The sequence below is a fragment of the Ancylobacter dichloromethanicus genome (assembly GCF_018390645.1).
GTDB classification, from domain to species: Bacteria; Pseudomonadota; Alphaproteobacteria; order Rhizobiales; family Xanthobacteraceae; genus Ancylobacter; species Ancylobacter dichloromethanicus.
This window is the reverse complement of sequence record NZ_JAHBGC010000029.1, coordinates 79,442-92,424: the sequence shown is the minus strand read 5'-3', so window position 1 is coordinate 92,424 and position 12,983 is coordinate 79,442. Positions and strand designations below refer to the sequence as shown.

13 protein-coding genes are annotated in these 12,983 nt (G+C 67.7%); 7 read left to right on the top strand and 6 right to left on the bottom strand.

Annotated elements, in window-relative coordinates:
- Positions 1 to 26: 26 nt before the first annotated feature.
- Positions 27 to 1,379 (bottom strand): tRNA uridine-5-carboxymethylaminomethyl(34) synthesis GTPase MnmE, encoded by a 1,353-nt coding sequence (gene mnmE / locus KHC23_RS14845; protein WP_213373525.1) that lies wholly within the window; start codon positions 1,377 to 1,379, stop codon positions 27 to 29.
- A gap of 115 nt (positions 1,380 to 1,494) precedes the next feature.
- Here mnmE and KHC23_RS14840 point away from each other — a divergent pair, with 115 nt between their 5' ends.
- Positions 1,495 to 3,519: a thioredoxin domain-containing protein gene (locus tag KHC23_RS14840; protein ID WP_213373437.1), complete on the top strand. Its 2,025-nt coding sequence runs from the start codon at positions 1,495 to 1,497 to the stop codon at positions 3,517 to 3,519.
- Positions 3,520 to 3,855: 336 nt separating this feature from the next.
- On the opposite strand, the gene KHC23_RS14835 is transcribed toward KHC23_RS14840, so the two are convergent.
- The 4 genes from KHC23_RS14835 to hemE form a co-directional block, all read right to left on the bottom strand.
- Positions 3,856 to 4,224, bottom strand: coding sequence for a hypothetical protein (locus KHC23_RS14835; RefSeq protein WP_246544629.1), 369 nt, complete (start codon positions 4,222 to 4,224; stop codon positions 3,856 to 3,858).
- A 35-nt stretch (positions 4,225 to 4,259) separates the two neighbouring features.
- Positions 4,260 to 5,525 carry a transcription termination factor Rho gene (rho, locus tag KHC23_RS14830; RefSeq protein WP_213373436.1) on the bottom strand — a complete coding sequence of 422 codons (1,266 nt, stop codon included), beginning with the start codon at positions 5,523 to 5,525 and terminating at the stop codon, positions 4,260 to 4,262.
- Positions 5,526 to 5,768: 243 nt separating this feature from the next.
- A complete protein-coding gene (gene hemJ / locus KHC23_RS14825) occupies positions 5,769 to 6,194 on the bottom strand; it encodes a protoporphyrinogen oxidase HemJ (protein ID WP_213373435.1) in 426 nt (141 codons plus the stop codon).
- Between the two features lie 60 nt (positions 6,195 to 6,254).
- Positions 6,255 to 7,319, bottom strand: a complete 1,065-nt coding sequence (gene hemE / locus KHC23_RS14820; protein WP_213373434.1) for a uroporphyrinogen decarboxylase — start codon at positions 7,317 to 7,319, stop codon at positions 6,255 to 6,257.
- Positions 7,320 to 7,644: 325 nt separating this feature from the next.
- Between hemE and KHC23_RS14815 the strand changes: the two genes are divergently transcribed.
- The 5 genes from KHC23_RS14815 to dnaQ are packed head-to-tail and all read left to right on the top strand — an operon-like array spanning position 7,645 to position 11,301.
- Complete coding sequence (locus KHC23_RS14815) at positions 7,645 to 8,511, top strand: pyruvate, water dikinase regulatory protein (protein ID WP_213373433.1); 867 nt, start codon at positions 7,645 to 7,647, stop codon at positions 8,509 to 8,511.
- Positions 8,504 to 9,136: a Maf family protein gene (locus KHC23_RS14810; protein WP_213373432.1), complete on the top strand. Its 633-nt coding sequence runs from the start codon at positions 8,504 to 8,506 to the stop codon at positions 9,134 to 9,136. The genes KHC23_RS14815 and KHC23_RS14810 overlap by 8 nt, the downstream gene beginning before the upstream one ends.
- On the top strand, positions 9,133 to 9,978 hold the full coding sequence (locus KHC23_RS14805; RefSeq protein WP_213373431.1) for a shikimate dehydrogenase: 846 nt from the start codon (positions 9,133 to 9,135) through the stop codon (positions 9,976 to 9,978). The genes KHC23_RS14810 and KHC23_RS14805 overlap by 4 nt, the downstream gene beginning before the upstream one ends.
- Positions 9,975 to 10,610, top strand: coding sequence for a dephospho-CoA kinase (coaE, locus tag KHC23_RS14800; RefSeq protein WP_213373430.1), 636 nt, complete (start codon positions 9,975 to 9,977; stop codon positions 10,608 to 10,610). The genes KHC23_RS14805 and coaE overlap by 4 nt, the downstream gene beginning before the upstream one ends.
- Positions 10,603 to 11,301 carry a DNA polymerase III subunit epsilon gene (dnaQ, locus tag KHC23_RS14795; protein ID WP_213373429.1) on the top strand — a complete coding sequence of 233 codons (699 nt, stop codon included), beginning with the start codon at positions 10,603 to 10,605 and terminating at the stop codon, positions 11,299 to 11,301. Before coaE ends, dnaQ begins: the two co-directional genes overlap by 8 nt.
- 55 nt (positions 11,302 to 11,356) lie before the next feature.
- Here the strand turns inward: dnaQ and secB are convergent, their stop codons facing one another.
- Entirely contained in the window at positions 11,357 to 11,821 is a 465-nt protein-coding gene (gene secB / locus KHC23_RS14790) for a protein-export chaperone SecB (protein WP_213373428.1), read from the bottom strand.
- Positions 11,822 to 12,253: 432 nt separating this feature from the next.
- On the opposite strand from secB, the gene KHC23_RS14785 reads away from it, so the two are divergent.
- Positions 12,254 to 12,982, top strand: coding sequence for a Tim44/TimA family putative adaptor protein (locus tag KHC23_RS14785; protein WP_213373427.1), 729 nt, complete (start codon positions 12,254 to 12,256; stop codon positions 12,980 to 12,982).
- The last annotated feature ends 1 nt before the right edge of the window (position 12,983 follow it).

Here is a 12,983-nt window from a genome sequence, read left to right as displayed (position 1 = left end):
CGTGAATCCAGACCCCCCCGCTGGCGTCACTTGCCGATACAGAATTCGCGGAACACGACATCGAGAAGATCGTCGACGCCGATCGCCCCGGTCATCCGGCCGAGCGCGCGGGCGGCCAGCCGCAGTTCCTCCGCCAGCAGCGCGTCATCGAGTTCTTCCCAGCCGGCAAGCGCCGCCCCGAGATGCGCCGACGCCTCGGCGGCACTGGCACGGTGCCGCTCGCGGATCAGCGCCGGGTGCTCGCCGCCGGCGGTCCGATCCGTGACGAAGCCGCCGAGCGCCCGGGTCAACACGTCCAGCCCCTCCCCGCTACGGGCCGAGACGGCAAAGCTGCGCCCGGCCCAGCGCCCCGCCACGGACTCTCCGCCCGCCCCTCGGTCCAGCTTGTTGCCGACCAGCCAGAGTTCTGCCGGGGCCTCCATCTCCGGCGCCTCGTCGGGCGCCGGCCCCGCCGCCACGTCATGCACCCACAGCACGAGATCGGCCTCGGCGATACGGGCACGGGCACGACGAATGCCTTCCGCCTCCACCTTGCCCTCGGCCTCGCGCAATCCCGCCGTATCCACCAGCATGACCTTGTGACCGTCGAGATCGAGCGAGACTTCCAGCAGGTCGCGCGTGGTGCCGGGCTCGTCGGAGACGATGGCGACATCCCGGGCCGCCAGCGCGTTGATCAGCGACGATTTGCCGGCATTTGGCAGGCCGGCGATGGCGATGAGCGCGCCCTCCCGCACCATGGCGCCACGCCGGTCGCCCAGCGCCTGGGCCAACTCGCGTTGCAGCGCCTCCACCTCCGGCCGGGCCAGCGCCCGCGCCTCAGCCGGCACATCGTCCTCGTCGGCGAAGTCGATACCGGCCTCCACCAGCGCCATGGCGCGAACGAGGCGGTGCCGCCAGTCCTCCACCCGCTGGCCGAGATGACCGAAGGCATGGGAGAAGGCGAGCCGGCGCTGCGCCTGCGTCTCGGCGCCGATCAGGTCGGCAAGGCCCTCCGCCTCGGTAAGGTCCATTCGCCCGTTGAGGAAGGCACGCCGGGTGAACTCGCCGGCTTGCGCCGGCCGCGTGCCGGGCACGGCCAGCACGGCCCCGAGCACGGCGGCAACGACGGCGCGGCCGCCATGGATCTGCAGTTCGGCCATGTCCTCGCCGGTGGCGCTGCGCGGCGCCGGGAACCAGAGCACCAGTCCCTGGTCCAGCGGTTCGCCGGAATCGGGATGGCGCAGCCGCGCCAGCACCGCCCGGCGCGGCTCCGGCACGCGGCCGGCGAGCGCGAGGACGACGTCCCCGGCGGCCGGGCCCGAAAGGCGGATGACGGCCACCGCCCCACCTCTGCCGGAGGAAACCGCCGCGATCGTGTCGCCACCCGCCGCTCCCGCGATGGCGCCTTTCCCGGCCGCGCTTTTTTCCTGCACGCTCACCCGCTACGCCCTATCTGTTGAATCGGCCGTCTGCCACCGTGCCCGCCAACCCGATGTCATACGCCGGAGGAACCTCTTGCCCAACCACCTCGCCGACGCCGCCAGCCCCTATCTGCTCCAGCACAAGGACAACCCTGTCGACTGGTGGGAGTGGACCCCGGAGGCCTTCGCGGAGGCCCGCCGCAGCAAGCGGCCGATTCTGCTCTCCATCGGTTACGCCGCCTGCCACTGGTGCCATGTCATGGCGCATGAAAGTTTCGAGGATCAGGCGACGGCAGCGGTGATGAACGAGCTGTTCGTCAACATCAAGGTCGATCGCGAGGAGCGACCCGAAGTCGACCAGATCTACATGGCGGCGCTGCAGCAACTCGGCGTGCAGGGCGGCTGGCCGATGACGATGTTCCTCGATCCCGAGGGCGCCCCGTTCTGGGGCGGCACCTATTTCCCGAAGGAGGCCCGCTACGGCCAGCCCGCCTTCACCGACGTGCTGAAGACCATGGCCGGCGCCTACGCCTCGGGCGATCCGCGCATCACCCAGAACCGCGCCGCGCTGCTGGAACGGCTACGGCAGAAGGCCCGCCCGGCCAGCCAGGTGGTGATCGGCACCAACGAACTCGACGATGTCGCGGGGCGCATTCTCGGCATCATGGACACCGAGCATGGCGGGCTGCAGGGTTCGCCTAAATTCCCCAACACGCCGTTTCTGGAACTGCTCTGGCGCGGCTGGGAACGCACCGGGCGCGAGCGGCTGCGCGACGCCGCGCTGCACGCGCTGGACGGCATGAGCGAGGGCGGCATCTACGATCATATCGGCGGCGGCTATTCGCGCTACAGCGTCGACGAGCGCTGGCTGGTGCCGCATTTCGAGAAGATGCTCTACGACAATGCGCAGATTCTGGACCTGCTCGGCCTCGCCTATAGCGAGACCCATGCCGAGCTGTTCCGCGCTCGGGCCGAACAGACGGTGGGCTGGCTGCAGCGCGAGATGATGCTTGAGGGCGGCGCCTTCGCCGCCAGCCTCGACGCCGATTCCGAGGGCCATGAGGGCCGCTACTACGTGTGGACGCTGAAGCAGGTGCTGGAGGCGCTGGGAGCCGAGGACGCGGAATTCTTCGCCCGCCATTACGACATCGTCCCCTTCGGCAATTGGGAAGGCGTCTCGATTCCGAACCGGCTGAAGGAGGCGGCGCGCTCGGGCGACGATGAGGCGCGCCTCGCCCTGCTGCGCGACAAGCTGCTCGCCGTCCGCGAAAAGCGGGTGCCGCCGGGCCGCGACGACAAGGTGCTGGCCGACTGGAACGGACTGATGATCGCCGCGCTGGTGGGTGCCGCCCCCCGCTTCGGCCGACTGGAATGGGTGACGCTGGCGGCGGACGCCTTCCGTTTCATTTCCGAATCGATGATGCGCGACGGGCGGCTCGGCCATAGCTGGCGCGAAGGCCGCCTGGTTTTTCCCGGCCTCGCCTCCGACTATGCCGCCATGATCGGCGCCGCTCTCTCCTTGCATCAGGCCACGGGTGAGGGCGTCTATCTCGATCAGGCACTCGCCTGGCAGGCAAAGCTGGAGGCCGACCACGCCACCGCGGATGGCGGCTACTACCTCACCGCCGACGATGCGGAAGGGCTGATCCTGCGTCCCGACGCCACCGCCGACGACGCGGTCACCAACCCGCAGGCGCTGATCGCCCGCAATCTGGTGCGCATCGCCGTGCTGACCGGCGACGAGCGCTACCGCCAGCGGGCCGATCGCCTGTTCGACGGACTGCTGCCGCGCGCCGCGCCAAATCTCTACAGCCATGCCGGGCTGCTGAACGCGCTCGACACCCGCCTGCGGGCGCCGGAGATCGTCGTCCTCGGTTCGGGCGAGGCGGCCGATGCGCTGGCCGAAGCGGCGTACCGCCTGCCCCGGCTCGACATCACGCTGCTGCGGGTCAAGGAACCCGCCACCCTTCCCGCCGACCATCCCGCGCGGGCGAAGGCGGATAGCCTTGGTACCGCCGGCGCGAGCGTCGGAGCCGCCGCCTTTGTCTGTGCCGGCGGCGTGTGTTCGCTTCCCGTTACGGAATCGAATCGATTGGCGGAAGCCGTGCGCGGCGGCTGAGCGCGAGGGGGTGAACCCCGGGTCGCGTCAAGACACGCGGCCCGGACGTGCTTTGGCACCCGCACGGCAGGCTGGGGACAGGCCTGTGGATAAGTTTGGGACAATACTCGCGCAGCCCCGTATTTCAACAGAAATGGGCGCTGGGAGGCACGAGGCCTTTTACGATGGATGGGTCGAACGGAGCATAGATTTGCCGCCCTGAGTCATTTGTAGAGGCTATCGTTTCGAAGGCGAAACTATTATAAATGCAACATTTAATTGACTGAATTTAATTTCGTTTGCATTTTGGCAATCGAACGAGCGCCACCCGTTCGGGAGCGTCTCACGCCAGCGGGCTCAATCTTTCCGGCTGAACCGGATATTGGCCAGCATCAGCGGCACCACCAGCATCAGCGCGCCGGCGAGGTCCGCTTGCAGCACATAGGCGACGCCGAGTTCCTCGCGCACCGCCGGCCCGATGATCGGATCGGCGAAATCGGCGATCAGGCTGGCGACGAAGAGTGCGGTGGGCAGCCACACCGCCAGCGGAAGCCACCAGCGCCGACACGCCATCACCCAGCTGAGCGCGGCGATGCCGATCACGAAGATCCACAGCTCGGCCGGAGGCGGCTCGCGCTCGGCGACGCCGGCATAGACCGGCACCGCGAGCAACAACGCCGCGGGAAGCGACATCAGCGAAAACTGGAGAACCCGTCCTGCGCTCATGCCCGCCTCCCTGCGGCGCCCATTCAGATGTTCGTTCAGGTATTCATCGAGTCGAAGAAGTCGCCATTGGTCTTGGTCTGGCGCAGCTTGTCGACCAGGAACTCGATCGCGTCGACCGTCCCCATCGGGTTCAGGATGCGGCGCAGGACATACATCTTCTTCAAAACGTCGGCCGGCACAAGCAGCTCTTCCTTGCGGGTGCCCGAACGGGTGATGTCGATCGCCGGGAAGACCCGCTTGTCCGAGACCTTGCGGTCGAGAATGACCTCGGAATTGCCGGTGCCCTTGAACTCCTCGAAGATCACTTCGTCCATGCGCGAGCCGGTGTCGACCAGCGCGGTGGCGATGATGGTGAGCGAGCCGCCTTCCTCGATGTTGCGCGCCGCGCCGAAGAAGCGCTTGGGGCGCTGCAACGCGTTGGCGTCGACACCGCCGGTCAGCACCTTGCCGGAGGAGGGCACGACGGTGTTGTAGGCGCGCCCCAGCCGGGTGATCGAATCGAGCAGGATGACGACATCGCGCTTGTGCTCGACGAGGCGCTTGGCCTTCTCGATCACCATCTCGGCGACCTGCACATGGCGCTGCGCCGGTTCGTCGAAGGTGGAGGACACCACCTCGCCCTTCACCGAGCGCTGCATATCGGTGACTTCCTCCGGCCGCTCGTCGATGAGCAGCACGATGAGGTAGCACTCGGGATGATTGGTGGTGATGGACTGGGCGATGTTCTGCAGCAGCACCGTCTTGCCGGTGCGCGGCGGGGCGACGATGAGGCCGCGCTGGCCCTTGCCGATCGGCGCCACCACGTCGATGACGCGGGCGGAGAAATCCTTGCGCGTCGGGTCTTCGATCTCGAGCTTCAGCCGCTCGTCCGGATACAGCGGCGTGAGATTGTCGAAATTGATCTTGTGCCGGATCTTGTCCGGGTCCTCGAAATTGATCGTGTTGACCTTGAGGAGGGCGAAATAGCGCTCGCCGTCCTTGGGCGAGCGGATCTGGCCCTCGACCGTGTCGCCAGTGCGCAGGCCGAAGCGACGAATCTGGCTCGGTGAGACATAGATGTCATCGGGACCGGGCAGATAATTGGCGTCCGGCGAACGCAGGAAGCCGAACCCGTCGGAGAGTATCTCGACCACACCCTCGCCGATGATGTCGGTGTCGCGGGCGGCGAGCTGTTTGAGGATGGCGAACATCAGTTCCTGCTTGCGCAGGGTGCTGGCGTTCTCGACCTCAAGTTCCTCCGCGAACACGAGAAGTTCGGCGGGGTTTTTGGACTTGAGGTCCTGGAGCTTCATTTCCCCCATGGGAAAGGGCCTCGATATCGGATGTGAACGTGCCCAGCCAAGCCAAAGACCCGCCGGAACGACAAAAGGTGGGAAGCGCTGGTCTGCGGACGGAACCGAGAGGATCGGTTTCTTGTCCGGCACACCGGGCGGCATCGGGGGTGATGCCGGCCAGAACGGAGCGACAGCCAGCTTCGTGGAGTCGGGGCACCATAAGCAAACCGCCGAACCGGCGCAAGCCTGCCGCAGAACCCTTTGAACCTCTCAAAACGGCTTTACGATGACCATGATGACGATGCCGATCATCAAAACCGTCGGTACCTCGTTCATCATCCGGTAGAAACGCGCCGGTCTCACATTGCGATCGGCAGCGAAGTCCTTGACCCAGCGTGCCTGAAATTCCTGCGCCACGCTAAGACCGACGACCAGCGCCAGTTTCACGTGAAACCAGCCGGAAGCGAACCAGCCGCCCTCCCAGGCGAGATAGAGCCCGGCCAGCCAGCTCACCCCCATGGCGGGATGCGCGATCGCCTTGAGCAGGCGCCGTTCCATCACCTTGAAGGTTTCCGACTGCGCCGAACCCACCGGCGCCTCGCAGTGATAGACCATCAGCCGGGGCATGTAGAGCAGGGCCGCCATCCACGAGATGATGGCCATGACGTGCAGAGCCTTGATCCATTCGTAGAGCATCGAGAATCCATCCCGGTCGGCTTGCAATCGCGTCAGGGCCGGCCGCCGCGCGCACGCGCGTCAGCCACCGCCCCTGATCCGAGCGATCATCTGCTCGACATGGGCGATCGGCGTTTCAGGACGAATGCCGTGGCCCAGATTGAACACATGCGCCGCGCCGCGGAAATCCGCCAGCAGCGCGTCGATCGACGCATCCAGCGCGGCTCCGCCGGCGATCAGCGCCAGCGGGTCGAGATTGCCCTGCAGCGCGCATCTGGCCCCGAGCGCGAGACGCGTCGCCCGGCGATCCGCCGTCCAGTCCAGCCCCACGCCCTCGACGCCGGTTGCCTGCACCAGTTCGGTGAGGCCCGACAGGGTCGCACCCTTGGGAAAGGCGATGATCCGCGCGCCCGGCACCTCGGCCCGCACCATCTCGACGATGCGGCGAACCGGCGCAATCGACCAGCGGCGGAAACTCTCCGGGTCGAGCACACCGGCCCAGCTGTCGAAGATCTGCACCGCGTCCGCGCCGGCCTTGAGCTGGCCGACCAGATAGCGTGCCGAGGTCTCCACCAGCCGGTCGATTAGCGCGGTGAAGAACACCGGGTCGGTCAGTGCCGCAAGCCGTGCGGGGGCCTGGTCCGGCGTGCCGCGGCCGGCGACAATGTAGGTCGCCACCGTCCACGGCGCGCCGCAGAAGCCGAGCAGCGCGGTTTCCACGGGAAGCGCGGCGCGGACACGCGCCACCGTCTCCAGCACCCGACCGATCTTGCCCGGGTCGAGTTCGTCGCGCAGCGCCGCGAGTTCGGCGCCGTTGCGCACCGGCACCAAGCGCGGCCCCTCCCCGGCCTCGAAGGTGAGCGGACATCCAAGCGCATGCGGCACGACGAGGATGTCGGAGAACAGGATCGCCGCATCGAAGCCGAAGCGCCGGATCGGCTGCAGCGTGACTTCGACGGCATGGTCCGGCGTGTAGCACAGGGTAAGGAAATCGCCGGCCTTCTCGCGTACCGCTCGGTATTCAGGGAGATAGCGACCGGCCTGGCGCATCATCCAGACCGGCGTGCGTCTGGGAACATGCCCGTCAAGCGCCTGCAGCATGACCGGCAGGTCTCTGGCTCCGCCCGCGCTCAGGCTCGCATCCATCGTGTTTTCCCCGCCCTCTTCATACTTCTTTAAGCACTTTGAATCGAAAGTTGTCTGTGTTTAGAGCAGGGGATTAGACGGGTTCCTCGCCGCTCACAACCGGTCCCCAGCCCGAGGGCCGCCAGAGGAGCCGTCAGCGATTGCAAAATCGGGCGGTGATAAGGGTTTGGGCCGGAGCGGCAGCTTATCCACGCAGTTCATCAGGGTGGAACGAATTCCGGCCACAGGCGGCAGCATTGTGGAGGAATAGGCGATCTGTCCCCAGGCCGCCCTTGCGAACGCGCCGAGGGCGTGGCTTGTTCCCAGCCTATGCACAGCCCTGTGGATGACCGGCGTGACTGAGGCTGCCCGCCCGTCGGAGAGCTATTACCACCTCCATCTCGTCTCGGATTCCACCGGCGAGACGCTGATCAGCGTCGGCCGCGCGGCGGCCGCGCAATATGACGTGAAGCCGGTTGAGCACATCTACCCGCTGGTGCGCTCGCATAAGCAGCTCGACAAGGTGGTGCAGGCGATCGACGAGTTTCCCGGCATCGTGCTCTACACCCTCACCGACCCCGAACTGCGCAACCGGCTGAAGACCTATTGCCGCGACAATGGCCTGCCGGTGCTGTCGGTGCTGGCGCCGGTGGTCCAGCTGTTCCAGGCCTATCTCGGCGGCGTGCCCGAGCCGCGCATCGGCGGCCAGCACCAGCTCGACGGCGATTATTTCCGCCGCATCGACGCGATGAACTTCACCGTCATGCATGATGACGGCCAGCATGTGGACGGGCTGGAAGCCGCGGATGTGGTGCTGCTGGGGATTTCGCGCTCGTCGAAGACGCCGACCAGCATCTATCTCGCCAATCGTGGCATCAAGACCGCGAACATCCCGCTGGTGCCGAGCCTGCCGGTGCCGCCGGGGCTTGGCGAACTCAGGCGTCCGCTGATTGTCGGCCTGCTCGCCAGCGCCGACCGGGTGGTGGAGATCCGCCGCAACCGCCTCCTCGGCCTCAACGCGGCGCAGGCGGTCGATACCTATACCGACCGCCAGGCGGTGGCCGAGGAGATTGCCTTTTCCCGCCGGCTGTGCGCCCGCCACGGCTGGCCGATGATCGATGTCACCCGCCGTTCCATCGAGGAGACCGCGGCGGCAATCATCGCCCTGCTGCAGGAACGCCGCCGCAAGATGACCGAGAACCCGAATGGCTGATAGCGCGATCGAGAACGCTCTGTGGCAGGGCCCTGCGCCCTTGGTGCTGGCCTCCAAGAGCGCGGCCCGGCGGGCGCTGATGGGTGCGGCCCGCCTGCCCTTCGAGGTGGCGAGCGTCGACGTCGATGAGCGCGCCATCGAATTGCGGGCGGCGGCCGAGGGCGCCGGGCCCCCGATGGTGGCTCTCATCCTCGCCCGCGCCAAGGCGCTGGCCGCCAGCGCAGAGAGGGCCGGCCGGCTGGTGATCGGCGCCGACCAGACGCTGGCGCTGGGCGACGAGCCCTTCCACAAGCCGGCGGACTTGGCGGCGGCGCGGCACCAGATCGCCCGGCTGGCGGGGCGGACCCATGCGCTGCATGCCGCTGTCGCGGTGGCGCGCGACGGCGAGGTGCTGTTCGAGACGGTCGAAACCGCCCATCTGACCATGCGCCCGCTGGATGACGCCGCGCTCGACGCCTATCTCGCGGCTGCCGGCGAGGCGGTGCGCGCCAGCGTCGGCGGCTACCAGTTGGAAGGGCTCGGCATCCACCTGTTCGAGCGTGTCGAGGGCGACCATTCGGTGATACTGGGATTGCCGCTGCTGCCGCTGCTCGGCTTCCTCCGGTCTCGGGGACTGCTTCTGTGACACGTCGCGTCGCGATCATCGGCCATCCGGTGGCCCATTCCCGCTCGCCGCTGATCCACGGCTACTGGCTGCGCCAGCTTGGCATCGACGGCGACTACGTTGCGCGCGACGTCGCGCCGGAGGCCATCGACGGCTTTCTGGCCGATTTTTCCGCGAGCGGGCTGGCGGGCGGCAATGTCACCGTGCCGCACAAGGAGGCCGCCTTCCGCGCCTGCGTGGTGCGCGAGCCGGTCGCCGATGCGCTCGGGGCAGTGAACACACTGTGGCTGGAGGGCGGTCGCCTGCACGGCGCCAATACCGATGTCCACGGCTTCCTCGCCAATCTCGACACCGCCGAGCCGGAATGGGCACGGGCGCTCGGCGAGGCGGTCGTGCTGGGCGCGGGGGGCGCCGCCCGCGCCGTCGTCTTCGGGCTCATGCAGCGCGGCGTCGACCGCGTGGTGGTGGCCAACCGCACGCTGGCGCGCGCAGAGGCGCTGCGCGACCAGTTCGGCCCGCGCGTCCTCCCCATCGATTGGCGCGACCTTGGCGGGCGGCTCAATGGCTGTCGGCTGCTGATCAACACCACCTCGCTCGGCATGAAGGGCCAGCCGCCGCTCGATATCGACCTCTCCGCCCTGTCGCCGGACGCGCTGGTGACGGATATCGTCTATGTGCCGCTGGAGACGCCGCTGCTGAAGGCGGCCAGGGCGCGCGGCCTCGCTACCGTCGATGGCCTCGGCATGCTGCTGCACCAGGCGGTGCCGGGCTTCGAGCGCTGGTTCGGCGTGCGGCCCGTCGTCACCGCCGCGCTGCGGGCGCTGGTCATCGCCGACCTGAAGGCCAGGGGGCAGTTCGCGTGAGCCCTCGCCGGCCCTTCCGCCTCGGCCTCACCGGCTCGATCGGCATGGGAAAATCCACCACGGCGCAGATTTTTCGCGCGTTCGGCGTGCCGGTTCACGATGCCGACGCGGCTGTGCACGCGCTTTACGGCGAAGAGGGCGTCGCCCCGGTGGAGGCTGCCTTTCCCGGCGTCGCTGTCGGCGGGCGCATCGACCGGACGCTGCTCGGCGCCCGCGTGCTTGGCAACGAGCCGGCGATGAAGCGGCTGGAGGCGATCGTCCATCCGCTGGTACAGGCGCGCGAACAGGCATTTCTGGAAAACGCCGCCGCTGCAGGCGAACCGCTCGCCGTGCTCGACATCCCGCTGCTGTTCGAGAATGGCAGCGAGGGCCGGGTCGACGCGGTCGTGGTGGTCACTGCGCCGGAATCGGTGCAGCGCGCCCGGGTTCTGGCCCGGCTCGGCATGACGGAAGCAAAGTTTGCGGCGATCCTTGCCCGGCAGGTGCCCGATTCGGAAAAGCGCCGACGGGCCGATTATGTGATCGACACCGGGCAGGGGCTCGACCAGGCCCGCGCGGCTGTCGCCGCGCTGCTGCGCGGATTAAAGCAGAAGCTCGGCGTGGCCGGGGACAAGGGAGACGGCGATGCGTGAGATCGTGCTCGATACCGAGACCACCGGCCTGAACCCGCTGACCGGCGACCGGCTGGTCGAGATCGGCTGCGTCGAGATCTACAACCGCATCCCGACGGGTCAGGTCTATCACGTCTATCTGAATCCCCAGCGCGACATGCCGCTGGAGGCGTTTAACGTCCATGGCCTGTCGAGCGAGTTCCTCGCCGACAAGCCGCTTTTCGTACAGGTTGTGGACGATTTCCTCGCCTTCATCGGCGGCGATCCGCTGGTGATCCACAACGCCGCCTTCGACATCGGCTTCATCAATGCGGAGCTGGCCAAGACCGGCCGGCCGGCGCTGACCTTCGATCGGGTGATCGACACGCTCTCGCTCGCCCGCCGCCGCCATCCGGGTGCGTCGAATCGTCTCGACGACCTGATGAACCGCTACGGCATCAACAGCTCGCGCCGCACCAAGCACGGCGCGCTGCTCGATTCCGAACTGCTGGCGGAGGTCTATGCGGAGCTGTGCGGCGGCAAGCAGACGGCGCTGAGCCTCACCGCCGCCGAAACCACGGTCATCGTGATGGAGGGGCAGGTGGCGACGCCGCTGCAGCGTCCGCGCCCGCTTCCCCCGCGCGGCAGCGAGGCGGAAGCCGCGGCTCACGAAGCCTTCATCGCCACGTTGGGCGAGAACGCCATCTGGAACGACTACACGGCCGGAAGCTGACGCGCCGGCCGTGTCTCGGGTGGTGTCTTTTCGGTAAGGCTGGCGGCCGCCGTGGTCAGGAGGCGAGCACGTTGCTCGGCGCCTGCTGCGCCATGCGCTGGCGATAGAGCGTGACGAAGTCCACCGGGTCGATCATCAGCGGCGGGAAGCCGCCATTGCGCACGGTGTCGGCGACGATCTGCCGCGCGAACGGGAACAGCATGCGCGGGCATTCGATCAGCACGAAGGGGTGGATGGTCTCCTGCGCCACGTTCTGGGCGCGGAAGATGCCGGCATAGACCAGCTCCAGCGCGAACAGCGTCTTGCCGTTCAGCTCGGCCTTGGCCTCGACCTTCAGCTCGACCTCGTATTCGGAACCTTCGCGCAGCGGCTTGGCGTTGACGTTGATCTGGATGCCGATTTGCGGCTGGCCCTTCACCACCAGCGATTCCGGGGCGCCCGGATTCTCGAAGGACAGGTCCTTGGTGTACTGGGTCAGGACCTGCAGAGTCGGCATCTGGGGGTTATCGGTTTCGGCCATAGGTTTCTCCGTGGGGTTCGCCGGATCGGCCGTTCTGGCGCCGGCGAGGGTGCCGCTGGGTCGGTCAGCCCGCCTCAGCCGGTCTTTCAAATGGGCGGGTGTCGCTAACACGGTTGAATGCCGCTCACAAGCGCGCTCGGGTCCGGGATCGGCTTCCATCCGCCTGCGGCGCATGGGCACCGCGCGCGGGCGCCGCTTGGCGGAAGGCGCCGGCTTGCTCTACTGTGCGGGAGATGTCCGGTCGCACCGATCCGCCCGAAGTGATGACCCAGGGGCAGGGACGGGGTGGCGAAATCGGCCAGACGTCGTAAATAGGTCATGCGGGGTGCCCGGCCTTCTTCGCCTCAAGAGGGGGCTGCGCCGGTACCCCAGGAGAGACAGGCCAGTGCCGGGTATGGATCCGGCGGCGGCATAACAACGGCGAACTGCGACGTGTTCGACATTTATACGATCATCTTCCTGGCCCTCGCCGTGTTCATCTTCATACGGCTGCGAAGCGTGCTGGGTCAGCGTACCGGGCGCGAGCGGCCGCCTTACGACCCCTATTCGCGCCGCGATGCCGCCAAGGCGCCGGCGGGCCCCGCCGACAAGGTGGTGAACTTCCCCGGCACGGCGAACGACAAGCCGGACGTGCCCGAGCCGGTCGAGCCGGCGGAGGATGACGCGCCGGCGCCGGCGCGCTGGGCCGGTGTGGCCGAGGTCGGCTCGGCGGTCGCCAACGGGCTCGATGCCATTGCCGCCCAGGAACGCGAGTTCGACGCCAAGCATTTCCTCACCGGCGCCCGTGCCGCCTATGAGATGATCGTCGTCGCCTTCGCCCATGGCGACCGTGCGGGCCTGAAGGACCTGCTGGCGCGGGACGTTTTCGAGGGCTTCGCCGCCGCCATCGCCGAGCGCGAGCAGCGCGGCGAGAAGATGGAGACGCAGTTCGTCGGCATCGACAAGGCGGAGATCATCGAGGCGGAGGCGCGCGGCCGCTCGGCGCAGATCACCGTGCGCTTCCTCTCCCAGCTCATCTCCGTCACCCGTGACAAGAACGGCGCGGTGATCGACGGCGACCCCGAGCAGGTGGCGGACGTCACCGATGTGTGGACCTTCGCGCGCGAACTCGGCGCCCGCGACCCGAACTGGAAGCTTGTCGCCACCGAAGCGGCTTCGTGAG

Bases quoted from the DNA above. Each gene is read 5' to 3' on its own strand.
- KHC23_RS14835 (WP_246544629.1), bottom strand. From the start codon at position 4,224: ATGAGCGCAGGACGGGTTCTCCAGTTTTCGCTGATGTCGCTTCCCGCG.
- hemJ (WP_213373435.1), bottom strand. From the start codon at position 6,194: ATGCTCTACGAATGGATCAAGGCTCTGCACGTCATGGCCATCATCTCG.
- rho (WP_213373436.1), bottom strand. From the start codon at position 5,525: ATGGGGGAAATGAAGCTCCAGGACCTCAAGTCCAAAAACCCCGCCGAA.
- hemE (WP_213373434.1), bottom strand. From the start codon at position 7,319: ATGGATGCGAGCCTGAGCGCGGGCGGAGCCAGAGACCTGCCGGTCATG.
- dnaQ (WP_213373429.1), top strand. From the start codon at position 10,603: ATGCGTGAGATCGTGCTCGATACCGAGACCACCGGCCTGAACCCGCTG.
- secB (WP_213373428.1), bottom strand. From the start codon at position 11,821: ATGGCCGAAACCGATAACCCCCAGATGCCGACTCTGCAGGTCCTGACC.
- KHC23_RS14810 (WP_213373432.1), top strand. From the start codon at position 8,504: ATGGCTGATAGCGCGATCGAGAACGCTCTGTGGCAGGGCCCTGCGCCC.
- KHC23_RS14815 (WP_213373433.1), top strand. From the start codon at position 7,645: ATGACCGGCGTGACTGAGGCTGCCCGCCCGTCGGAGAGCTATTACCAC.